At 68.2% G+C, this 23182-nt stretch carries 22 protein-coding genes; 11 read left to right on the plus strand and 11 right to left on the minus strand.

The annotated features are described in order from the left end of the window. Window positions 1–5 precede the first annotated feature (5 nt). Window positions 6–380, minus strand: coding sequence for an OB-fold nucleic acid binding domain-containing protein (locus P3L18_RS09755; RefSeq protein ID WP_006371135.1), 375 nt, complete (start codon window positions 378–380; stop codon window positions 6–8). A gap of 148 nt (window positions 381–528) precedes the next feature. On the opposite strand from P3L18_RS09755, the gene P3L18_RS09760 reads away from it, so the two are divergent. Next, window positions 529–1323, plus strand: coding sequence for an alpha/beta fold hydrolase (locus P3L18_RS09760; RefSeq protein WP_079929555.1), 795 nt, complete (start codon window positions 529–531; stop codon window positions 1321–1323). Window positions 1324–1351: 28 nt separating this feature from the next. Here P3L18_RS09760 and P3L18_RS09765 read toward each other — a convergent pair whose 3' ends face one another. Both P3L18_RS09765 and dut read right to left on the minus strand, forming a co-directional pair. Beyond that, complete coding sequence (locus P3L18_RS09765) at window positions 1352–2281, minus strand: DUF3710 domain-containing protein (RefSeq protein WP_094600452.1); 930 nt, start codon at window positions 2279–2281, stop codon at window positions 1352–1354. Between the two features lie 85 nt (window positions 2282–2366). Then, on the minus strand, window positions 2367–2855 hold the full coding sequence (gene dut, locus P3L18_RS09770; protein ID WP_014359849.1) for a dUTP diphosphatase: 489 nt from the start codon (window positions 2853–2855) through the stop codon (window positions 2367–2369). A gap of 44 nt (window positions 2856–2899) precedes the next feature. On the opposite strand from dut, the gene P3L18_RS09775 reads away from it, so the two are divergent. Continuing rightward, entirely contained in the window at window positions 2900–3532 is a 633-nt protein-coding gene (locus P3L18_RS09775; RefSeq protein WP_094600450.1) for a DUF3093 domain-containing protein, read from the plus strand. A gap of 86 nt (window positions 3533–3618) precedes the next feature. Here the strand turns inward: P3L18_RS09775 and P3L18_RS09780 are convergent, their stop codons facing one another. After that, on the minus strand, window positions 3619–3918 hold the full coding sequence (locus tag P3L18_RS09780) for a DUF4193 domain-containing protein (RefSeq protein WP_014359847.1): 300 nt from the start codon (window positions 3916–3918) through the stop codon (window positions 3619–3621). 420 nt (window positions 3919–4338) lie between these two features. Here P3L18_RS09780 and cei point away from each other — a divergent pair, with 420 nt between their 5' ends. Continuing rightward, the gene (gene cei, locus P3L18_RS09785) at window positions 4339–5058 is read left to right on the plus strand and encodes an envelope integrity protein Cei (RefSeq protein ID WP_276113975.1); all 720 of its coding nucleotides are present in this window, start codon (window positions 4339–4341) and stop codon (window positions 5056–5058) included. Between the two features lie 26 nt (window positions 5059–5084). On the opposite strand, the gene P3L18_RS09790 is transcribed toward cei, so the two are convergent. Further along, entirely contained in the window at window positions 5085–6023 is a 939-nt protein-coding gene (locus P3L18_RS09790) for an inositol monophosphatase family protein (protein ID WP_276113976.1), read from the minus strand. A gap of 185 nt (window positions 6024–6208) precedes the next feature. Between P3L18_RS09790 and P3L18_RS09795 the strand changes: the two genes are divergently transcribed. The 4 genes from P3L18_RS09795 (at window position 6209) to P3L18_RS09810 (ending at window position 10472) form a co-directional block, all read left to right on the plus strand. After that, a complete protein-coding gene (locus P3L18_RS09795; protein WP_276113977.1) occupies window positions 6209–7042 on the plus strand; it encodes a polyphosphate--glucose phosphotransferase in 834 nt (277 codons plus the stop codon). A 165-nt stretch (window positions 7043–7207) separates the two neighbouring features. Further along, complete coding sequence (locus P3L18_RS09800; RefSeq protein ID WP_276113978.1) at window positions 7208–8647, plus strand: RNA polymerase sigma factor; 1440 nt, start codon at window positions 7208–7210, stop codon at window positions 8645–8647. Between the two features lie 414 nt (window positions 8648–9061). Beyond that, on the plus strand, window positions 9062–10015 hold the full coding sequence (locus P3L18_RS09805) for a sulfite exporter TauE/SafE family protein (RefSeq protein WP_276113979.1): 954 nt from the start codon (window positions 9062–9064) through the stop codon (window positions 10013–10015). A 250-nt stretch (window positions 10016–10265) separates the two neighbouring features. After that, complete coding sequence (locus P3L18_RS09810; protein ID WP_014359844.1) at window positions 10266–10472, plus strand: hypothetical protein; 207 nt, start codon at window positions 10266–10268, stop codon at window positions 10470–10472. A gap of 69 nt (window positions 10473–10541) precedes the next feature. Here the strand turns inward: P3L18_RS09810 and P3L18_RS09815 are convergent, their stop codons facing one another. Continuing rightward, complete coding sequence (locus tag P3L18_RS09815) at window positions 10542–12263, minus strand: DEAD/DEAH box helicase (protein ID WP_276113980.1); 1722 nt, start codon at window positions 12261–12263, stop codon at window positions 10542–10544. Between the two features lie 351 nt (window positions 12264–12614). Here P3L18_RS09815 and P3L18_RS09820 point away from each other — a divergent pair, with 351 nt between their 5' ends. After that, the gene (locus P3L18_RS09820; protein ID WP_276113981.1) at window positions 12615–13961 is read left to right on the plus strand and encodes a YhjD/YihY/BrkB family envelope integrity protein; all 1347 of its coding nucleotides are present in this window, start codon (window positions 12615–12617) and stop codon (window positions 13959–13961) included. Window positions 13962–14001: 40 nt separating this feature from the next. On the opposite strand, the gene P3L18_RS09825 is transcribed toward P3L18_RS09820, so the two are convergent. Further along, window positions 14002–14295, minus strand: coding sequence for a DUF3039 domain-containing protein (locus tag P3L18_RS09825; RefSeq protein WP_026920164.1), 294 nt, complete (start codon window positions 14293–14295; stop codon window positions 14002–14004). A gap of 134 nt (window positions 14296–14429) precedes the next feature. Between P3L18_RS09825 and P3L18_RS09830 the strand changes: the two genes are divergently transcribed. Next, window positions 14430–14828, plus strand: a complete 399-nt coding sequence (locus P3L18_RS09830; RefSeq protein WP_276113982.1) for a DUF3099 domain-containing protein — start codon at window positions 14430–14432, stop codon at window positions 14826–14828. A 252-nt stretch (window positions 14829–15080) separates the two neighbouring features. Further along, window positions 15081–16019 carry a sigma-70 family RNA polymerase sigma factor gene (locus tag P3L18_RS09835; RefSeq protein WP_231386991.1) on the plus strand — a complete coding sequence of 313 codons (939 nt, stop codon included), beginning with the start codon at window positions 15081–15083 and terminating at the stop codon, window positions 16017–16019. Between the two features lie 45 nt (window positions 16020–16064). Here P3L18_RS09835 and P3L18_RS09840 read toward each other — a convergent pair whose 3' ends face one another. Further along, window positions 16065–18920 carry a bifunctional GNAT family N-acetyltransferase/acetate--CoA ligase family protein gene (locus P3L18_RS09840; protein WP_276114080.1) on the minus strand — a complete coding sequence of 952 codons (2856 nt, stop codon included), beginning with the start codon at window positions 18918–18920 and terminating at the stop codon, window positions 16065–16067. A 67-nt stretch (window positions 18921–18987) separates the two neighbouring features. Continuing rightward, complete coding sequence (locus P3L18_RS09845; RefSeq protein WP_079929544.1) at window positions 18988–20232, minus strand: acetoin utilization protein AcuC; 1245 nt, start codon at window positions 20230–20232, stop codon at window positions 18988–18990. 207 nt (window positions 20233–20439) lie between these two features. On the opposite strand from P3L18_RS09845, the gene P3L18_RS09850 reads away from it, so the two are divergent. Then, window positions 20440–21123, plus strand: coding sequence for a metal-dependent transcriptional regulator (locus tag P3L18_RS09850; RefSeq protein WP_006371155.1), 684 nt, complete (start codon window positions 20440–20442; stop codon window positions 21121–21123). Between the two features lie 85 nt (window positions 21124–21208). Here P3L18_RS09850 and P3L18_RS09855 read toward each other — a convergent pair whose 3' ends face one another. Next, window positions 21209–22384 carry a DUF4192 domain-containing protein gene (locus P3L18_RS09855; protein ID WP_276113983.1) on the minus strand — a complete coding sequence of 392 codons (1176 nt, stop codon included), beginning with the start codon at window positions 22382–22384 and terminating at the stop codon, window positions 21209–21211. 107 nt (window positions 22385–22491) lie between these two features. Next, a complete protein-coding gene (locus P3L18_RS09860; protein WP_276113984.1) occupies window positions 22492–23118 on the minus strand; it encodes a hypothetical protein in 627 nt (208 codons plus the stop codon). Window positions 23119–23182 lie beyond the last annotated feature (64 nt).

Consider the following 23182-nt stretch of genomic DNA (forward strand, 5'->3'; position numbering starts at 1 on the left):
CGGGATCACTCCTCCGAGCCGTACAGCTCGTAGTACGGGTTGTAGACCACCTTGAACCCGTCGTGCTCGGCGAGGCGGCCGCGGACGGTGAGTTTGCGCCCGGGCTCGATGCCGGGAATGCGGTTACGTCCCAACCATTTCAGGATGACCGTGTCGGTCCCGTCGAAGAACTCGGCCTTGACCCCGCTCTTGGCGGCACGCGAACACGTCTCCACCGCACGCAACTCGCCGTGCATGGTGACCTCGTCGCCTCGACAACATTCGACGGCGCGCTGCGCTCCGGTTGCCTCGGACTCGGCGGCGATCTGCTCCGCATCCGCATTGCCGAGATCTTCGGTCAACCGTTTCGTCAGCCGCTTGAGATAACCGGCCGTCGGCATCACAACCTCCAGAGAGACTTCGTTTCCGCTCGGAGGGCACGAGCCTGCTGGGCTGTGGTTCTCGGCCTTCTCGTCTTCCGACGCGGGTACTTTCGGCTCAGCGTAGACCCATGTCCTCATCGCGTACAACGCGCGGCATGATCTGTGCATGCCCGCGAATGACAACCGAATCCACACCCGCAGGTTGACCGGCTCCGGGAGCGCCGGCGAGCGGGCCGAGTGTCACCCGGCGGACGTCCTCATCGTGATGCCGGGGACGGGTTCGGACGCCGACTTCGTCCGCCGCGCGTTCGGTCCCGCGGCCCGCGAGATCGGCGTCGACCTGATCGCCCTCGACCCGACCGACGATCTCATCGGCGGACACCGTGACGCGCTGCGGCAGTTCACTGCCGACCACGCCCGGGTGTTGGTGGGCGGGTTCTCCATCGGTGCCGCCCTGGCGCTGGAGTGGGCGCTCGGGCCGGGCCGGCATCGTTGCGTCGGGGTGTGGGCGGCGATGCCGGCGTGGAGTGGCGAGCCGAGTACCGCACTTGCCGCGACCGGCGCGGCGATGACCGCGGCAGCCCTGCGTACCGACGGCCTGGACGCGACGATCGATGCGATGTCGTCGACGAGCCCGACATGGTTGGCGAATGAGCTCGCCCGGTCGTGGCGGGCCCTGTATCCCGGACTCGTCACCCAGCTCGAACGGGCGGCGGCATATCGCGCCCCGGACCTCGACCGGATCGCCACTCTGTCCGTGCCGCTGGCGGTGGTCGCCGCCGACGACGACCCGCTCCATCCGTGGGCCGTCGCGCAGTCGTGGTGTCGCGCAGCACCTCGCGCGCAACTGCAACGGGTTCACCTGACGCAGTGGGGTACCGATCCGGCGGTGTTGGGGCGCGCGTGCGCCACCGGATGGCAGTCCCTGGTCGACGAGAGTGCCGCAACAACCGAGCGGTGAGCCCGCTCGGTACGGGGTAAGTGGGTGGTCAGCGCTTGCCGCGGCGACGGCGGAAGCGTTGCATCGCCGAACCCGCCGACGGCGGGGGCGCGTCATCGGCGTCGGGTGCGCCCTCCGGTGTCCCACTGTCGTCGGCGGGAGGCACCTCGCGGATGACGGTGGCCTGCTCGATCTGATCGAGCGCACCGCCGGCGATGCGCTCGGTCTCGGGTGTCGGCTGCTCGGGGACCTGTGCGGGGGCGGGGGTTTCGCCCGGAGCGTTCGACACGGCGAGATTGTCGGCGGCAAGGTTGTCGTCGGGGGTGTTGTCGACGGAACCGGTCGGTGCACCGGCGGCCGGGTCGTCGGCGAACATCTGCTGCTGGGCGGCGGCGACCTGCTCGGCGAGGACGGGAGGCAGGACGATCGGCAGCATTTCGCGGGGCGGCACCGGATCCTTGCCGCGCCGCACCACCGACTCGGCGAGGACGGCACGCGCGAGTTGTGCGAGTGGGCCCGCGGATTCGGCCGGGCCACTGGCAACACACCGCACCATCCACCGTGGACCGTCGACCCCGATGAACCGGTGTGCGCCACCGGGCACCTCGGCGAGTACCTCTCGCCCCCAATGCCCGTCCTCGACGCTGGTGGTCGCGCCTTCGTCCCGCAGGGAGGCCGCGAGTTCACGCACGACCTCACGCCACAGTCCCGGAGAGCGCGGCGCGGCGAAGGCGGTCACGCTGATCCGGCCGTGCGGGGTCACCAGATACACGGCTTCGGGTTGATGGTCGGGCGACATCTCGACGGTGACCTGTCCGCCCTCGACGACCGGGACCAGCACCGACCCGAGATCCAGGTGCGAATTGGCGAGTTCCTCGGCCGGGGTGTCGAGCAGTTCCATGTCGTAGGGCCCGCGGGCCTGGCCCACCCGCAACTCCCCGTCGCCCGAGTCCCCGACCCCCCGCTCCTCGTCAGCCATCAGTTCGTGTCTCCCATCGCCGTTTTCACGGTTGGTACCGCGTCACCCTCGCCACTGCAGGGTAGTCCAGGGCCGGGCGCACGCCTCACAGGATCGCGTGACCGCCGCTGGACCCGTATCCGCCCGAGCCACGGCTCGTCTCGTCCAGTTCGGTGACCTCGACGAACTCGGGCAGTTCGACTCGTTGGATCACCAGCTGCGCGATGCGGTCACCGCGCGAGATGTGGATGGTCTCGGTCGGATCGAGGTTGATCAGACACACCTTGATCTCACCGCGGTACCCGGCGTCGATCGTGCCGGGAGCGTTGACGATCGACAGACCGGCGCGCGCGGCGAGTCCGGATCTGGGGTGGACCAGGCCGACGGTGCCGTACGGCAGCGCGATCGCGATCCCGGTGCCCACGAGTTGTCGACGCCCGGCCCCGAGTTCGAGATCGATGGTGGAGCACAGATCGACCCCGGCATCACCGGGATGGGCGCGCGCGGGCAGTGCGATGTCGGGGTCGAGTCGTTGAATCCGGACCGGTGGGATCGAATCGGACGAGGACGAATCGGACGGGTCGGACCCGGTCACAGGGGGGAATTCTGAGGCCACGGGGGAAGACTACGCTGAGGGGTGTGAGTGACCCGGAACCCCGCAGTGCCGCCGAACCCGGCACCCACGAACCCCGCACGGACAAATCCCAGACGAGGCCTACCGACGAGTCCGACTCCGTGGTCTCCTCGAACCCTGAGTCGGGGACGGATCGTGCCGGTGACGGTGGCAACGGTGACGCAGGCGACGGTGATCGGTACGCCGAGCGTCTGTCGGTGCCGTGGTGGTGGTGGCTGGCCGCCGTGGTGGTGACCGGCGTGGTGGGTCATGAGATCCAGCTGTCGGCGCATGATTCGCCGTGGGGTCTCCTCGGTTACCTCGGCGCGGCGATCGTGTGTGCGTTGGTTCTGGTGTCGATGGGACACACCCGAATTCGGGTGACCGCCGACGGTGAGCTGCACGCCGGGAAGGCGCGGCTGCCACGGTCGGTCATCGCACGAGGAGCATCGGTGCCGGCATCGGCGAAGAGTGCCGCCCTGGGCCGGCAGCTCGACCCCGCGGCGTTCCTGATCCATCACGCATGGGTGAAGACGATGGTGTTGCTCGTTCTGGACGACCCGGACGATCCGACTCCGTACTGGTTGGTGTCGACGCGCAGGCCCGCAGAACTGTTGAGCGCGTTGGGCGTTGCCGACGCAGCCGCCGGCAACGGGTGAACATCCCGACGAGCAACCGGTGACGGGGTGGCACCCTGGGCCCCACCACGATCCGCCCGGAGGGCGGATCCGTCGGGTGGGGTCGATCAGGCGCAGTCCACGCAGATCATGCTCGCGCCGTTCTCACGGGCCAGACGGCTGCGGTGGTAGACGAGGAAACAACTGGTGCAAGTGAATTCGTCGGCCTGCTTCGGGATGACCCGAACCGAGAGTTCTTCTCCGGAGAGGTCGGCGCCGGGCAGTTCGAACGACTCGGCGGTATCGCTTTCGTCGACGTCGACAGCAGCCGACTGCGCCTCACTGCGCCGTGCCTTCAGCTCCTCGAGCGAGTCCTCGTTCAGGTCCTCGGACTCCGTGCGCCGTGGGGCGTCGTAATCAGTAGCCATTGTGTGCCTTACCTGGTTGAAGGAGCGCGACCTGGGGTCGTCGGCTCGTGACCTGGACCGCTGGGGCGCTAAGTCGCCGGGATTGTCTTGCCGGCGTCACTACAACGTCATGACCGGTGTGATTCGTTACCGATCATCGACCAGACAGTTGTGATGTTGATCACAGTTGGTTGCCAGAACTCCAGCGGACTCGGGAGTGCGGGCGCCCGAAGCCTAGTGCACGACCACCGCAGAGTCAACAGTGTGTGCAAGCCGGATGAAACCGCCGCATGAGGCGTCGGCGACGACCATCCCCTAGTCGGCGCCGCCTGCGCTCCGTCGCGGTGGCCACCCTCTAGAGTTGGGCCAGAATCGGCGGTCGGGCCCGGCATTCATCGCCGGCGCGCTCGACCCTTCCCTGGTGAAGGAGCGCAGTTCACGGTGGTCTCGCAGATTACGACCGGCTATCCCACCGACCACAACGGTCGGCCCTACAAGCGTCGGAACGCGCGCGCGATCCTCATCCTCCTGGCCGTCCTGGTGGTTCTCGGCATCATCGCGTGGTCGGTCGCCCTGGCCGGTTCGGATTCCGACACCACCCCCACCGCCTGCAACGAGCCGACGCCGGCGAGCGCTTCGGCCTCGGCGACCGCCACCGCCGCGCAGCCCCCCGCGCCCGCGGGCGCGAGCGCGACCCCCTCCCGGACCGTCGTGAACCGGGATCAGATGCTGTCGGTCGCACCGGCCGCGCTGTCGACCTTCCAGGTGCGCGTACTCAACGCATCCACCCAACGCGGCGAGGCCCAATCGGTATCCAACGACCTCACCGCCCAGGGGTTCACCCCGGCCAGCGACACCGCGTTCGGTGACGACCCGATCTACCCGAATCACGACCTGGACTGCGTCGCCCAGATCCGGTTCGGCCCCGCCGGACAGGCCGCCGCCGCGTCGGTGTGGCTGGCGATCCCGTGCGCCCAGCTGATCAACGACGGCCGCCGGGGTACCGACGTCGACGTGGCACTCGGTGAGTACTACAAGCCGCGCGAGCAGTCACAGGACGCGCAGGCCGCACTCGAGGCGCTGCGTTCGGCCGACCCCAAGAACCCGCAGGCCGGAGTTGATCCGGGACTGGTGAAAGCGGTGCACGCCCAACCCTGCTGAGCGACGCCCGCGGTCGGTGGGGAGCGTCAGTCGCGAGCCGGAAGTGCCCGACGCGCACCGAGATCGTCGAGCAGCGCGACGAAGGCGTCGGCGATCCCGGGAGCCACCGCGATCGTCGCGTGGCCGTCGCAGGACCGCGAATCGGCCGGTGGCAGATGGACGACCGCTCCGGCCTCGGCGGCGATCAATCCGCCCGCCGCCCAATCCCAGGGACTCAGCCCGTGCTCGATGTGGGCATCGACCGCCCCACTGGCGACCATGCACAGATCGAGTGCCGCCGCGCCGATGCGACGGAGGTCGCGTACCCGGGGCAGCAATTGCGCCACGATCGCCCCCTGCTCGCGCCGGCGCTCCGCGTCGTATCCGAATCCGGTGGCGACGAGGGCGAGCTCGACCCGCTCGATGTCGTTGCAGCGCAACGGCACCGTCTCACCGCCGGCGCGCAGGAACGCGCCGCCGCCCTCGGCCGCGTGATAGGTGACCGCCCGCGCGACGTCGACCACCGCGCCCGCCACCGAACGACCGTCGACCTGTGCGGCCACCGACACCGCATAGGCCGGGATGCCGTACATGAAGTTGACGGTCCCGTCGATGGGATCGACGACCCAGCGCACCCCGGTCGGCACATCGACGGCGCCGCCGGATTCCTCGCCCAGGATCTCGTCGGCCGGTCGGGCCGTGCGGAGACGATCCCGGATCAGTTGCTCGGTTTCGGTGTCCGCCAAGGTGACCGGGTCGGTCGGCGTCGACTTGGTGGTCACCGCCTCGATGCCGTCGGCGGCGGCCTGAGGACCCGGACCGCCGAAGAGTTCCGGACGTCGGCGACGAACATGGTCGGCCGCGGCCTCCGCGATCTCGACGGCGAGCTCGGCCAGCGCGGCAGGACTCTCGACTGTCACATTCGCCGACGGCACGCCCTCGGATGCGACGTTCCGGCCGACGGGATCACTGCCTCGTTGCTCCACCTGTCCATGTGAGCACATCCGGCGCCGCGAGCGGGCGTTCGGGCATCCGGTGAGACGGGGCTCACCGCACTGACCGACACCTCCCGGGACGGATTGGCCATCCTCGCTGCACCACGATGCCCGCCTGGATAGCCTGGAGACGCGTCATACCCGATCACCATCGATCCGTATCGAGAGGACCCGCCATGACCGAGTCCGGCACGCCCGGCTCCCCCACCGCCTCCGCACGCGAAGGAGATCGGGCTTCGGACGAAAAGACTTCGACGGCAACCAATCTCGCCTTCGGCGTGGACGTCGGCGGCTCCGGTATCAAGGGCGGCATCGTCGATCTCGACACGGGTGCCCTGATAGGTGAACGGTTCAAGGTGCTCACCCCGCAGCCGGCCACCCCCGACGCGGTCGCCGGCGGGGTCGCCGAGGTCGTCGCGCACTTCGACTGGCAGGGACCGGTCGGCATCACCCTGCCGGGGGTCATCACCGGCGGGATCATGCGCACCGCGGCCAACATCGACAAGGGCTGGATCGGCACCGACGTCTACGAACTGTTCAGCAAGAATCTCGACGGCCGGAAGGTCTCGGTCCTCAATGACGCCGATGCCGCCGGTATGGCCGAGGACGCCTACGGGGCGGGCAAGGGCGTCAATGGCGTCGTGATGCTGCTGACCTTCGGAACCGGTATCGGCTCGGCGATCCTCAACGACGGAAAACTGGTGCCCAACACCGAACTCGGCCACCTCCAGGTGGGCAAGAAGGAAGCCGAGCACCAGGCGTCGTCGAAGGTCAAGGAAGACAAGGGATGGTCGTATGAGAAGTGGACCGAGAAGGTCTCCGAGGTCCTCAAAACCTATGAGGCGCTGTTCTGGCCGCGACTGTTCATCGTCGGTGGCGGGATCAGTCGCAAGTCGGCGAAATGGATTCCGCTGCTGACCAACTCCACCCCCGTCGAGGCCGCGGCCCTGCTCAACACCGCGGGCATCGTCGGGGCGGCCATGGCCGTCGATCAGGGCCTCCGCGTGTAGATCGTGACCTTCCAACACTGCCGTTGACCTGGCCTTTGTCACATCGGTGGGGGTGGTGTCGTTACAATGGTCCGCACCGGTGCCATGTGCGCCGCACCAAGCCCTCATCCGCGACGGCCGACGCTGCCGCGAGGACAGTCAAGATTCGCATCCGAAAGGTTGTACGTGGCAGCCACCCAGACCCGCCAGAACGACGCAGAGGTCTCCGACCCGACCACGGTCTCCGACCCGACGACGTCGACCGCTCCCACGGCTGACAAGGCACCCGCGAAGAAGACCGCCAAGAAGGCGGCCAAGAAGGCCACCGCTCGCAAGACCGCCAAGAAGGCTCCTGCCCGCAAGACCGCCGCGAAGAAGGTCGCCCCGAAGGCCGCCGGTGACGCGGACTCCCCCGACGACACCGATACCGAGCCCACCTCGATCGAAGAACTCGATGGCCCCGACGCCGTACTCGACGACGTCGAGATCGACGCCGACGATCTGACCGCCGACGACGACGAGGAAGACGCCGAGGACGAGGACGACGACGAGTCCGAAGGCACCCCCGCAGCTCCTGCGGCGGCCAAACCAGCCACCGCCGCGGCCGCCAAGTCCTCCGACGACGCCAAGACCGCCGGCGACTTCGTCTGGGACGAAGAGGAATCCGAAGCCCTGCGCCAGGCCCGCAAGGACGCCGAACTCACCGCTTCGGCCGACTCGGTGCGCGCCTACCTCAAGCAGATCGGCAAGGTCGCCCTGCTCAACGCCGAGGAGGAGGTCGAACTCGCCAAGCGCATCGAGGCCGGACTGTTCGCGACCGAGCGACTGCGCCGGATCATGGAGTCCGGCGAGAAGATCAGCACCGCACAGAAGCGCGATCTCAACTGGATCTCACGCGACGGCAACCGCGCGAAGAATCATCTTCTCGAGGCGAACCTGCGTCTGGTTGTGTCGCTGGCCAAGCGCTACACCGGTCGCGGTATGGCCTTCCTCGACCTGATCCAGGAAGGCAACCTGGGCCTCATCCGTGCCGTCGAGAAGTTCGACTACACCAAGGGTTACAAGTTCTCGACCTACGCCACCTGGTGGATCCGGCAGGCGATCACCCGCGCCATGGCTGATCAGGCCCGCACCATCCGCATCCCGGTGCACATGGTCGAGGTCATCAACAAACTCGGTCGCATCCAGCGCGAGTTGCTCCAGGACCTGGGCCGTGAGCCCACGCCGGAGGAACTGGCCAAGGAAATGGACATCACGCCGGAGAAGGTTCTGGAGATCCAGCAGTACGCGCGTGAGCCGATCTCGCTGGACCAGACCATCGGCGATGAAGGTGACTCGCAACTCGGCGACTTCATCGAGGACTCCGAGGCCGTCGTCGCGGTCGATGCGGTGAGCTTCACCCTGCTGCAGGACCAGCTGCAATCGGTCCTCGAGACGCTCTCGGAGCGCGAAGCCGGCGTGGTCCGCCTGCGTTTCGGCCTCACCGACGGCCAGCCGCGCACTCTCGACGAGATCGGCCAGGTGTACGGCGTCACGCGCGAACGCATCCGCCAGATCGAGTCGAAGACGATGTCGAAACTGCGCCACCCCAGCCGCTCCCAGGTCCTGCGCGACTACCTGGACTGACCGACACCCTCACGATCCACCTGCTGCCCCGGCCCGACGGCCGGGGCAGTCGGCGTCTGCGCGCCGATTCCTCAGCTCTGTCAAGGGTTTCGGGCCCGCTGATCGGGACGCACTCGCGGATGCGAGGGGGTGACGGCAGCACCCCTACGATGTCGGACATGCCGCTTTCGCGCGATGTACCCAGAACTCCCCTGGTGCGTCGCCGTGTCGTCGACCTGGTGCGGGTCGCGTCGATGCTGTGTCCGGTCTGGCTCGCCGCCGCCTGATCCGATGCCGCTCTGATCCGCGGTCTCTCTGATCCGGCGTCTCGCTGATCCGACGTCTGGTTGATCCACACAGATCCGGTTCAGCCCCGACTCTGATTCACCTCCGACTCTGATTCAGCCCCGACACCTTCATCGAAAGACTCTTCTGATGCGCACCATCGTTCTCATCGGCCTCGTCGGCTTTGCCGCCCAACTGGTCGACGGCAGTCTCGGCATGGCCTACGGCGTCACCACGACGACGCTGCTACTGGCCATCGGCACCAATCCCGCCGCCGCGTCGGCGACCGTCCATCTCGCCGAGATCGGCACCACCCTGGTCTCGGGCGTCTCGCATTGGCGATTCGGCAATGTCGACTGGAAGGTGGTGCGCCGCATCGCAATTCCAGGTGCAATCGGCGCATTCCTGGGTGCGACGATCCTGTCGAATCTGTCGACCGAGGCCGCAGCGCCCGCGATGGCCGCGATTCTGTTGGCCCTGGGTCTCTACATCCTCGTGCGATTCACCTTCAGTGGCATTCCCCGGCAGCACCTCGGGAAGCCGCTGCGCAAACGGTTCCTGTCCCCACTCGGCCTGATCGCCGGATTCGTCGACGCCACCGGCGGCGGCGGATGGGGACCGGTGGGCACTCCGGCCATCCTGGCCAGCGGGCGTCTCGAGCCACGGAAGGTGATCGGCTCGATCGACACCAGCGAGTTCATCATCGCCGTTGCCGCGAGCCTCGGATTCCTGTTCAGTCTGGGATCGCAGGGGATCAACTTCGCGTGGGTCGGTGCGATCCTCGTCGGCGGTGTGCTCGCCGCGCCGCTGGCGGCCTGGCTGGTCCGCCACGTCCCGCCGCGTCTGCTCGGCGCGTCCGTCGGCGGGCTGATCGTGCTCACCAACGCGCGCAGCCTGCTGCGGGCAGACCTCGTCGACATCGCTCGTCCGGTCCAGACGGCGATCTACGCCGTGGTGGTGCTCGCGTGGGCCGCGGCATTCGCCTACTCGCTGCGCGAGTACCTACGCGACCGCGAGGTGGAGTCCTCCGACGCCATCAGCTCCCTGCGCGAGGAACAGGAACGCGACACGACGACGGGCGCGGTGGCGACGCCGGCACGCTGATACCGGGGTTCACCCGGGTCCGCACCTGCGCCGCGATGTGAGCCAGCGTCGCACTGCCGGTAACAGTCTGTGGATCCCATGTTGCGGGTGCCGCCACCCGTGTAACGGGTGAGTGACGACACAACTCGCCGGGGCTGCGGAACAATACGAAAGCCGAAAACGTCTGACACAGTGAGGTTGGCGCATCGCCCGGATGTGCCGGCTCACGAAGGAATGGCACGAGAGGTGCCGGACCGGGACGGAGGAAACCATGCCAGACATCGCGACCACACCCCCGATCTCCCTGCCACTGACCGCATCGGATCGCTGCGATCGCTGTGGCGCCGCGGCCAAGGTGCGCGCCGTACTCCCCAACGGCGGCGAACTCCTCTTCTGCCGGCACCACTTCAACGAGCACGAGGCTCGCCTCGTGGAAATGCAGGCCACCGTGGACCAGTCGGCCGGCGAGCTCGTCTGACCGACCCACACCACGAGAGGGCCTGGCGGGAAACGTTTCCCGCCGGGCCCTCTCGTCGTCTGTGGGCGCTCAGCGCCATTCACGCAGGGCGGCGATCCGCTCGCGCAGTTGATCCGCCGAGGCCATCGCGGTCGGTGGGCCACCGAGTTTGCTCCGCAGTTCGCTGTGCACGACCCCGTGCGGTTTCCCGGTGCGATGGTGGTGCATAGCGACGAGCGTGTTCAGTTCCTTGCGCAAGGCGTGCAGATTCTCGCCGGCGGGCTTGACCGCGTCGGCGGCCGGGGTGGTGACCGGGGCGGCCGAACGCGTCTGGACCTGGTCGGCTTGCCGCTGACGCAGGAGAGCGCGCACCTGATCGGCGTCGAGCAGGCCGGGTAGACCCAGGTAGTCCGACTCCTCGTCGCTGCCGGAGAACGTCGCCGTGCCGAATGAGGAGCCGTCGAAGATCACCTGATCGAGTTCGGCGTCGGCGTGTAGGGATTGGAAACCCTTCTCCTCCTCGCCCGGCTCGTCCTTCTGCTTGTTGGCGTCGGTCAGCAGGGCGTCGTCGAGGCCGTCGCTGTCCCGATGCGGCTTGCCGAGCACGTGATCGCGCTCGGCCTCCATCTGGCTGGCGAGGTTCAGCAACACCGGCACCGACGGCAGGAACACGCTCGCCGTCTCACCCGGTCGGCGTGACCGGACGAATCGGCCGATGGCCTGCGCGAAGAACAACGGCGTCGACGAACTCGTCGCATAGACGCCGACGGCCAGCCGCGGAACGTCGACACCTTCGGAGACCATGCGGACCGCCACCATCCACTCGTCGTCGGACTCGGCGAATTCCGCGATCCGCGACGATGCCTTCGGATCGTCGGAGAGCACGACCGACGGCGTCCTTCCGGTGATCGCCTGCAACAGTTCGGCGTAGTCACGGGCGACGGTCTGATCGGTGGCGATGACAAGGCCGCCCGCATCGGGCATACCGCCGGCCCGGATCTGTCCCAGCCGGGTGTGGGCGGCCTGCAGCACCGACGGAATCCAGTCCCCGTGCGGGTCCAGGGCGGTCCGCCACGCGCGTGCGGTGTGCTCGGCCGACAGCGGCTCACCCAACCGTGCGGTGAACTCCTCGCCCGCGCTCGTGCGCCAACTCGCCTGACCCGAATAGGCCAGGAACACCACCGGTCGCACGACGCCGTCGGCGAGGGCGTCGGAGTATCCGTAGGTGTGGTCGGCGCGGGAGCGCAGCACCCCACCCTCTTCGGGTTCGTAGGTGACGAACGGGATCGGCGAGTCGTCGGATCGGAACGGCGTACCGGTCAGGGCGAGTCGGCGCTCGGCGTCGTCGAAGGCCTCACGGATCGCCTCACCCCACGACTTCGCGTCGCCGCCGTGGTGGATCTCGTCGAGGATCACCAGTGTGCGCCGGTTCTCGGTGCGCACCCGGTGCCGGGACGGGTGCGCGGCGACCTGCGCATAGGTCAGCGCGACGCCGTGATAGTCGGAGCTGGTCTGACCGGTCGCGTTGCGGAACCGGGAGTCCAGCGAGATGCCCACGCGAGCGGCGGCCTGGGCCCACTGATGCTTGAGGTGCTCGGTCGGCGTCACCACGGTGATCTGCTCCACCGTCCGGTCGTCGAGGAGTTCCCGCGCCACGCGCAGACCGAAGGTGGTCTTACCCGCACCGGGGGTCGCGACCGCCAGGAAGTCCTTCGGCCCCCGCGCGAGGTATCGGGTCAGCGCACGCCGCTGCCAGGCGCGGAGCGGGGGGCCCGAAATGGCGGCGGCGGCAAGGTCTTCGGCAGCGGTCACTGGCAGCTGACTCCGGGGGTCGGTGGACGGGGAATCCGTCGGTGTTCCCGGTCGAACCCGGGCGACACAGCATGCCGGGCGATCGGCCGGCACACCTCACGGACGGGCCAATGCTACCGAGCGGTTCCGACACCCGCGTGGGCGACACGGTGTGGGACACAACGTGCCATCGAGGCGTCGGGCACCACGGTGCCGAGGCGCGGGGAGCCGTGCAGTCGAGGTGTGCGGGAAACGCCGAGGACTCCGCGTGCGACACGCGCATTGGGCACGTCGCGGCCATGGTGGCGCACATCACCTTCGCCGATCGTGGATGCTGTAACCATCAGCACCCGACGACGCAACCCCGCTCCGATGACTCCCGACGACGTCACGTCGTCGGGCGCACGTCGTGGCCCGGTCCCCGAGGCGGCCGGACGCCCGGGTGCCGATCCGCCGCCGGGTGCTCTGCTCCCCCGACCCCCTCGCGCACCGCACCCCGACCGCGGTGAGATCCCGACCGCACCGCTGCACTCGGCGCGCCGCCCGGCACCGTCGTCGGTCGAACTCGACGCACCCGACCCCAACCACCGGGCGCTCGCCGACCCGGGGCAGCCCGAGACGGCCCACCCCGGCTCACCCCCACCGGGCGCCGACCCGCGGACGGACAAGGAACTCGGGCGCGACGACCCGACGGTCGAACCGCCCGAGACCCCGCGGCGTCCGGTGGTACGCAACGTCCCGATCCTGATCTGGCGGACGATCGTGAAGTCCTGGGATGACGGGATCGTGGGCTGGGCCGCGCAGGCCGCGTTCTGGCAGGCGCTGTCGCTGCCTCCCCTGCTCCTCGGACTGCTCGGCAGCGTCGGCTATCTCTCGGGCTGGTTCGGTCCCGACACCGTCGACGTGATCTCCGATCGCATCCTGGCGTTCGCGAACCGCACCTTCTCACCCAATGTGGTCAACGACCTGATCAAGCCGACCGTCGACAACGTCCTGGGCCGCGGACGTGTCGGTGTCATCTCGGTCGGCTTCATCCTGTCGTTGTGGGCGGGGTCATCGGCGGTGTCGTGCTTCGTCGCCTCGATCGTGCGTGCCCACGACCAACACGAGGTCCGAAATCCGGTGTGGCAGAGGATCTTCGCGCTGCTGCTCTACCTCGGGTTTCTCACCGTCGCGGTCCCGCTGCTCCCCCTGGTCGCGCTCGGCCCCAACTATCTCCGAGAGATCGTGCCGGAATCCTGGGACCCGATCGTCACCAACGCGATCGATTTCGGGTACTTCCCGTTCGTGGCGTTGCTGCTCATGCTGGTGCTGACCACGCTCTATCATCTGGCGCTGCCCAATCCACTGCCCTGGCATCGCCTGGTGGGAGGCGCGATCGTCGCGGGAATCGTCTTCTGGGTGGCCAGCTACTTCCTGCGGCTCTATCTGGCCGCGATCACGCGGGCGGGCTACACCTATGGCGCGCTGGCCACCCCGATCGCGTTCCTGCTCTTCACGTTCTTCCTCGGGTTCGCGATCGTGGTCGGCGCCGAGTTCAACGCCGCGGTGCAGTCCCTGTGGCCTGCGCGGCCCGCGGTGACCGCGCAGGTCCGGGATTGGGTCCACCACCAGACCGCAGAGGTCACCGGACAGCTCAAGATGCTGCCCGAGCGCCTGTCGACCGGTCCGATCAGCCGACGAAACCGGCCGAGTGGGCATTCACCCGACGATTCGTGACGACCACGATTCCCGATCGCGACCGCCGGCGATCAGGCACTCATTCCTTACGCATCCGCTTATAGATCTTCTTGCACTTCGGGCACACCGGCGAGCCCGGCTTGGCCGATCGGGTCACCGGAAAGGTCTCCCCGCAGAGGGCCACGACATGAGTACCCATGACCGCGCTCTCGGCGATCTTGTCCTTCTTGACGTAATGGAAGAACTTGGGCCGGTCGTCGTCACCGCGATCGGTGGCGTCGGCGTCGGGACGTTCGTCGGTGGTGGTGTCGGTCCGCACATCGGTGTCGATGCGTTCGTCGATGTCGGGCCGCTCAATGGTTTCGGTGGGCATGCCCACCATTGTGCGCCACCCGGGCTGGACCGGGTCACCCCTGCCGAACCCAAGGCACTCGAGAACGCAACAGAATCGAATAATCGGACATAACCGACAGTGCGACCGTTCGGGGAAAGTGGGACAGTGGAGTCATGGGTGAGCGGGACGACAACGGCGAGCGGTCCGGGACGGATCGATCGAAGGCAGATGCATTCCTCATCACCGGCGCCCCGACTCCGTACGACGAGCAGCATCGCGCCCGTGTCCGCAAATACCTGACACTGATGGCGTTCCGTGTCCCGGCCCTGATCATCGCGGGCATCGTGTACTCGTCGACCGGTTCGGGCTGGTGGGCGCTGGCCATCATCGCCGCATCGATCCCGCTGCCGTGGGTGGCGGTGCTGATCGCCAACGATCGGCCTCCGCGCAAGCGCGGCGAGGTTCCGCACTACCTGTACGGGTCCGATCACACCGTCGTCGGCCCGGCTCCGCTCGGAACCACTGCCCGAACGATCGATTCGACGTCCTCGGAGACACGGCCAGGGGCCTGACCGTGTTCCGCGGATTCACCGATCTCAGCAACTTCTCAGAACCACCGACGGTGAGGTGCGTATATCAGCAGGTCAGCGTGGTGACCGAAAGGTAAGGAACTCCGGCGTCGGGAACTATCGGCGTCGGTGCGGCGTTGGACCATCTGAATGCACTCAAGTCAGGAGGCCGGAATGTCACGCTCCACCGTTGCTCGCTCCACCACCCCTACCACCGATTTCTCCGCCGAGCCCACCACCTCCACTCGTCCTGCCATGACAGAGCAGGATCTCGACGCCCAATCGCCCGCCGCCGACCTCGTCCGGGTCTATCTCAACGGCATCGGCCGCACCGCGCTGCTCAACGCCGAACAGGAGGTCGAGCTCGCCAAGCAGATCGAGGCGGGCCTCTACGCCAAGCACGTCCTGGCCACCCGTAAGCGTTTGAGTGCCGCCAAGAAGCGCGACCTCAACACCGTGGTCCGTGAGGGCGAGGCAGCGCGTGCGCATCTCCTCGAGGCCAACCTGCGTCTGGTGGTCTCGCTGGCCAAGCGCTACACCGGTCGCGGTATGCCGTTGCTCGACCTCATCCAGGAGGGCAACCTCGGCCTGATCCGCGCCATGGAGAAGTTCGACTACGCCAAGGGATTCAAGTTCTCGACGTATGCCACCTGGTGGATTCGTCAGGCCATCACCCGCGGTATGGCCGATCAGAGCCGCACCATCCGGCTGCCCGTCCATCTCGTGGAGCAGGTCAACAAGATCGCCCGCATCAAGCGCGAGTTGCATCAGCAGCTCGGCCGCGAGGCGACCGACGACGAGCTGGCCAACGAGTCGGGCATTCCCGCCGAGAAGATCGCCGATCTCCTCGACCACAGCCGCGATCCGGTGAGTCTGGACATGCCGGTCGGCAGCGACGAAGAGGCCCCGCTGGGCGACTTCATCGAGGATGCCGAGGCAACCTCGGCCGAGAACGCAGTCATCGCGGGTCTGCTGCACTCGGACGTGCGCGCCGTTCTCGCCACCCTCGACGAGCGTGAACAGCAGGTCATCCGCATGCGCTACGGCCTCGACGACGGTCAACCGCGCACGCTCGACCAGATCGGCCGGATGTTCGGACTCTCCCGTGAGCGTGTTCGGCAGATCGAGCGCGAGGTGATGGGCAAGCTGCGTCAGGGCGATCGCGCCGAACGCCTGCGCGCCTACGCCAGCTGACTCGCGGCCGCCCCGGTCAACTCATTCCGGTCTGGCTGAGCCGGCCTAGCTGAGCCTCCTCGGTCCGGTGTCCCTCCTCGAGGGCACCGGACCGATGCGTATCCGGGCATTGAGAATCGCAGCGCCGTCGGGTGAGACCAGGATCGGATCACAGGTGACTTCCCGGATCTCCGGGATGTCCTCGACGAGGGTCGAGATGCGTTGCAGGATGTCGACGAGAGCGGATTTGTCGGCGGGGCGCTCACCGCGGAATCCGTCGAGCAGCGGCGCCGAGCGAGGCGCATCGACGAGATCGGCGGCATCCCGATCCGACAGTGGCACCGCGCGGTACGCACGATCGCCGAGAAGTTCAAAGGTGCTGCCGGACAAGCCGAATGAGATCAGCGGCCCGAATGACGGGTCATCACGCATGGTGATGACGGTCCCCACCCCCTTGGGCGCCATCTTCTGCACGTGTAGGACGCCGTCGCCGGTCAGTTCGGTCAGCTCGGCGAACGCCGTCACCACCGCGGTGGGATCGGGGAGATCCAGCCGCGCACCCTCGCGGTCGAGACGGCCCCGCCAGCCCGGCGAGGTGGCCTTGACCGCCACCGGAAAACCCAGCTCGCGGGCGGCGGCACTGGCCTCGTGCATCGTACGTACCTCGCGGAACGCCACGACATCGATGCCGTACCAGGTCAGCAGCCGGGCCGCGGCAACCTCGTTCAGCAGCCGACCGGTCGGTTCGGTATCGGGGGTGTTCTCGTCCGGTGTGGTGCGCTCCCCGTCGGTGGCCTCGAGGCCCGCCATCTCCTCCCGGACGAACATGCGGGCGGCTTCGGGATCGACGTCGGCAGGCCGGATGACGGTCGGCTCGGGCCGGGCGCGCCAGCGCGCGTACTGCCACGCGTTGGCCAGCGCGGACGCCGCGCGTTCGGGGCTGCCGTAGGACGGTATCGATCCCCGCTCCGGCAGGCCGTTCGGGCCGGGACGCATGAGTCCGGGCGGGATGCCCTCGACCGCCAGGAACGTCGTCACGATGGGCTTGGCCGCATCGGCGTCCGGGGTGTTGGCTGCGGCCATCAGCGCGCGGGCGTGCCAGTCGGCGTCGACCGCCACCGGCGGCACGAACACCACGACGATCGCGTCGACCTGGTCGTCGGCCATCGCCGCGGCCACTGCCGACTCGAACTCCTCCTCCGACGCCCCGGCCCCGATGTCGACGGTGCCGATCACGTCCAGACCACCGTTGCGGGCGGTGTCGGCGGCGAGGCTGCCGAGTACCGACGAGTTGCCGATGATCCGGGTGCGCGGCCCGCGCGGCAGCGGCTGATAGGCGAATATCGTTGCGCAGTCGAACAATTCCGGGATGGTGTCGACCTGGATCACGCCGGCCTGCTCGAGCACCATCTGCGCGATGCGGTCGTCGAGGGTGGCCGCGGCCGATCGGGCGGCACGCACCGCGGTCAGCGCCCCCTTGCCGGACTTGACCGCCACGATGGGTTTGGTCCGCGAGACGCGACGCGCGATGCGCGAGAACTTCCGCGGGTTACCGAAGCTCTCCAGATAGAGCAGCACCACATCGGTCGCGGTGTCGGTGTCCCAGTACTGCAGCAGGTCGTTGCCGGAGACGTCGGCGCGGTTACCTGCCGAGACGAAGGTCGACAGACCGATCTGGCGCCGCGCGGCGGTGTCGAGGATGGCGATGCCCAGCGCACCGGACTGGCAGAAGAAGCCGACCCGCCCGGCGGCGGGGATACGCGGTGCCAATGTCGCGTTGAGTGCGACCTGTGGGTCGTTGTTGGCGACGCCGAGGGCGTTGGGCCCGACCAGACGCATGCCGTGTTCGCGCACCTGCTCGAGCAGGCGCCGCTCACTGGCCAGGCCCGCCTCACCGGCCTCACCGAACCCCGACGACACGATGACCAGGGTGCGCACGCCCTTGACGAGGCAGTCGTCGAGGACGTCGTCGACGACTGCTGCGGGTACGGCGACGACTGCGAGGTCCACGGGATCCGGGATGTCGCGCACCGTCTCGTAAGCACGAATACCCCGCACCGACGGTGGCCGCTGCCGGTCACGCAGACGCGGATTGCCATGCGCCACCGGATGTCCCACCACGTGGTGACCGGCCGCGCCATCGGCGTGCGCCTGCTCGTCGGTGTCGTCACCGTGGTGTCCGGGCCCGTTGACCGGGAACACCGGTCCGGCGAATCCGCCGGCGATGATGTTGGCCAACAGGGCGTTGCCGACCTTCTTCGGATCGGTGGATGCACCGATCACCGCCACCGACATGGGTCGCAGCAGATTGGCGACGCTGCGCGCCTCGGACGCACGTTCGCGGGCGTTGCGCACCGACAGCAACGCCTCGGTCGGGTCGATGGTGAACTCGACGTGAACCGTCGCGCCGTCGAAGGCGCGCGAGATCTGGTATCCGGCATCGCGGAACACCGCGACCATGTTCGGGTTCTCGCTGAGCACCTCCGCCTCGAATCGGGTGAAGCCGTTCTCCGCGGCGGCGCCGGCGAGGTGTTCGAGAAGGATCGGCCCCAGTCCGCGTCCCTGATGCGCGTCGGCGACGACGAAGGCGACCTCGGCCGATTCGGGTTTGCCGTCGGCGGCGAGGCCCTCGTAGATGCCGATCGCGATGAACTCACCACCGAGCACGGCGACCAGCGCCACCCGCTGCTGGTGATCGACCGTGGTCATCCGAACCACCTCGCGCGGCGGCAGCGTCGGGGTGGGGCCGAAGTACCGCATGTAGCGGGTGCGTTCGCTCAGCCCGGCATGAAACCGGACGACGCGATCGGCGTCGTCGGGGACGATCGGCCGGAGATGCACCACGCCACCGTCGGAGGCCAGGACGTCGGCGATCCAGTGCCGCGGGTAATCCCAGGGCCCGCGCGGGACCGGCCCCTCCACCGTGCGCGCTCCCGCGGTGGTGTCGGCGTCGACGTCCGACTGCCCTGCGTCGTCCGAGGTGGGTTGCTCAGTCACGCGGATCCTCCGGGTCGAGTCCGTGCAGCGGGAAGACCGCCTTGCGGGTGGCCATGATGGCTCGATCGGTCTGTCGCAGCGCCGACTCGTCGACACCGGGCGGTGCTTCCTGACCGGTGTCGCCGTCCCAGGCGACATAACCGACGTCGCCGTCGTCGCTCATCGTGCCCACCGGTGCCGCCGAATACTCCGAGTAGATCGTGCCCGCGACCTCGGTGGCGGTCTCACACCATTGCTCACCGATGGTGGTCTCGACGGGGATGTCGCGGTCGAGGACCACGCCGAGCAGGTGCGTCCAACTGCGCGGTACGACGTTGACCACGCCGTAGCCCCCGCCACCGACCGCGATCCACCGTCCCTCACAGTACTTTTCGGCGAGGTCACGCATGGCGATCATCGCCGCGCGTTGTCCGTCGACGGTCAGTGCCAGATCGGTCAGCGGGTCGGCGCGGTGACTGTCCGCACCGCACTGGCTGATCAGGATCTGTGGTGCGAACTCGGCGATCATCGATGGCACCACCGCATGAAACCCTCTCAGCCACAACCGGTCCGGGGTGTTCGGCATGAACGGCAGATTCACCGCGGTGCCGTGTGCATCCTCCTCACCGATCTCGGTCGGCCAACCGGTGCCGGGCCACAGGGTGGCCGGATGCTGGTGCAGCGAGATGGTCATGACACGCGGGTCGGCGACGAACTCGGCCTGCACCCCGTCACCGTGGTGGGCGTCGATGTCGATGTAGGCGATGCGGTCGTAGCCGTGGTCGAGCAACCACCGGATGGCGACCGAACAGTCGTTGTAGATACAGAACCCCGCGGCCCGCGATCGCATGGCATGGTGCATGCCGCCGCCGATGTTGACCGCCCGGCGCACCGATCCCGATGCGACGGCCTGCGCGGCGGCGAGCGTCCCACCGACGAGCAGCCGAGCGGCTTCGTGCATCCCGTCGAAGACGGGATTGTCGGCGTCACCGAGTCCGAACAGCCGCGCCAGCAACGGCCCGGACAACGACGCGGTGCCCGATCCGACGGCCCGCACGGCATCGATGTAGTCGCGGGAGTGCACCGGGATCAGCGCGTCGTCGTCGATCTGCAACGGGTCGGCGAGGTCGACGTCGTCGAGTACCCCGAGACTGCGCGCCAACGACATCGTCAACGCCAGACGCACGGGGTTCATCGGGTGGGAGTGCGCCCACCGGTAGGACAGGAAGTCCTCACTCCAGATCACCGCTGCACTCATCGAGGACTCCACTGACTCGGCACGGATTTCAGGCTAGTGGGTCCGACGCCCGCCCGGTGCGGATCGGCACGGGGGCGACGACGCTCACACCGACGACACTCACCGAGGAGCCGACGACGCCACGCGGGTGTTCCGGGGCGCTCGACGACTTCGCCGATGCCGGTGCTGGTCAAGGTACCCTTGGTGACGACGAAGGGACTGCGGACAGTGAACGATCTGGTTGACACCACCGAGATGTACCTGCGGACGATCTACGACCTCGAAGAAGAGGGGATCGTCCCACTGCGTGCTCGTATCGCCGAGCGTCTCGATCAGAGCGGACCGACGGTGTCACAGACGGTGGCGCGCATGGAACGCGACGGGCTGTTGCGGGTCGCGGGGGACCGCCACCTCGAACTCACCGACAAGGGCCGCGGTCTCGCGATCGCCGTCATGCGTAAGCACCGGCTGGCCGAACGACTGCTCGTGGATGTCATCGGGATGCCCTGGGACCAGGTGCACGACGAGGCCTGCCGCTGGGAGCACGTGATGAGCGAGAACGTCGAACGACGTCTGCTGGCGGTGCTCGACAACCCCACCACCTCGCCCTACGGAAACCCGATTCCCGGCCTCGAGGCGCTCGGCGCCGAGGCCGCGACCCCCATCGACACCGCGACCCGGCTCTCCGATCTCCCGCAGGGCGACCCGGTCGCGGTGATCGTGCGCCGCGTCGCCGAGCACGCCCAGTCCGATCGCGAGTTGATCTCCGATCTCCGTGAGGCCGGGGTCGTCCCCAACGCCCGGGTGACGGTGACCTGTACCCCGCAGCGCGTCGAGGTCGACACCCCGGGTCACGAGGGTCTGGTCCTCTCCGCGGAGATGGCGCACTCGATCTTCGTCGAGAAGGTCTAGCCGACCGGTTCTGACCGGCCGGCGACGCGCACCACCACGCTGCGCGGGCGACACTGGCTGGGCCACGGTTCGGCGACACGGCCGGTCAGCCGACGGCACGCAGTGTTGCTCGGGGGATCACCACCCCGAGATCGGTGGCGATGCCATAGGACTCGTCGATCATCTCCCAGAGCAGTGAGGGTGTCGCGCCGCCGCGCAACGCCTGGTCGAGCAGGGTCGCCAGTTTCCACCCGGGGTCGGCGGCCAACGCGCAGTCGAGCGCGACACCCGCGAACGCCCCTTCCCCGCCGATGTAATGCAGGTGTGCGAGAAGTGTTGCGGCACTGGCACGTCCGGTACCTCGCAATCGGCGCGTGAGGGTGCGCCACAGGTTTTCCGCATCTGATCTCAGGTCGGTGACCGCGCAGGCGAGTGCGGCGTCGCGCACCGGGAGTGTGGTGATCGCGCGGTGCAGCACCGTCATGGTCGCGCAGTCGGGCACGCCCGGCGCCTGCATCGCATGAAGAACGGCGCGCAACAACTCGGCGTTTCGCCCATCTCGGGATTTCCTGCCCATTGCTGCCGGACGGTTCGACAGATCGTCCTGCACCGGCGCCAACCGTAATTCGGTTCGCGTCGAGACCCGCTGTCCCCCATCGAACTCGGCGCCGCTCGGAAAGTCACCGGATGGGGAGTCACAGTGCGTGGAGTCACAGTGCGGCAGCGGGGTGAGCATCGCGGCCATCTCCGATCGATCGCCCAATATCCGTCGACCTGTCGACACCGCCTCGGCGACGGCGGTCGGCGAGGTGTAGGGATCGGCCATGGTTCCACTGGCCGGTCGGCCGCCCACCCCGGCTGCTGTCGGACCGGCGCAGCGTCTCCAGATCAGTTGCCAGGGCGCATGCCGCTCGAAGGCGGTGACGACGAAACCCTGTGCGAGACCACCGGAATCGGCGAGGCAGTCGTCGGCCAGGGAGAACACCTGACGGTAGCGGTCATCGTGGGGCGAATATCGGTCGTCGGCGATCACCGCGAGCACCGGTCCCCCGCCGTGTCGGCGGACGATGTGTCCGAAACTCTCGGCGACGACGAGCAGTTCGTCGGTGGCGCGCCCGTCCGACGTCAGCGACAGGTCGTAGCGCATGGCAACCCGCACACTGTTCGGGGACTGGAGAACGACGACGATCAGCGAGCGGCTCGGGATGAATCCGAGGAGCGCGGGGACCGCACTGAGCAAGGTGGTCGCATCGATGGGTGAGGGCGGTATCTGTGGCGTCATGCGCTGATCGTGGTCGTCGGCGCCGTCCGGTCCCCGTCGGTCGAGACCGCTACGGACCGGTGATCCCCCGATCGCCGCTCGTCCACAACCGTCGGCACGCACCGAGGTCAGAAGGCAGCAGCCACCGCTTTGGTGAACAGCGCGTCGAGACTCCGGGCGGCCGACGGGTCGATGGCGCCGTCACCGGCCCATCGGTACTGCGCGTACACGCGGACGTCATCGCGTTGTCCGAGCAGCGTCAGACTGCTCGTGGCGGCGGAATGGGAGAGGTCACCGGTGAACACGGTGCGCTGCAAGGCGGCGGTGTCGACCTCGGTCGGTGCCGGCGGAGCCGGCTGAATCCGGGTCGCCATGATGCTGCCGGCCCGCTGCCCACCGGTACGGGTCTCCGGGCACCGACCGGCTTGGGCGAGTAGTGCGGCGAGCCCGTCGTGCACGCGGGCGATCGCGGAGGTGTACGACGTCGATCCCGAGGCCACGATCACCGAGGTGACGACGGCACCGGCGGCCGATGGAGCCGGGGGTGCGCAATCGACCGGATAGGCCACCGCCGGATCGTTACCGCTCACTCCGGCCAGGGCGAACGGCACCGCCGTCTCGGGGACCCGAGTCGCACCCGGAACCGGGAAGTCGGCAGGGAGCACCGCACGATCGGAGAGGTCCGCGGCCGAGTTGCCCACCGCCTGACCATCCGTCGTACAACCGGCGAAGAGCAGGGCCGCACAGACTGACATACCCGTAAGTCGGGGCAGAACACCGACCACAGCGACATGCCGGCGCCGTGACGAACGGCGCGCT

Source organism: Gordonia sp. N1V (genome assembly GCF_029269935.1).
Lineage (GTDB): Bacteria > Actinomycetota > Actinomycetes > Mycobacteriales > Mycobacteriaceae > Gordonia > Gordonia polyisoprenivorans.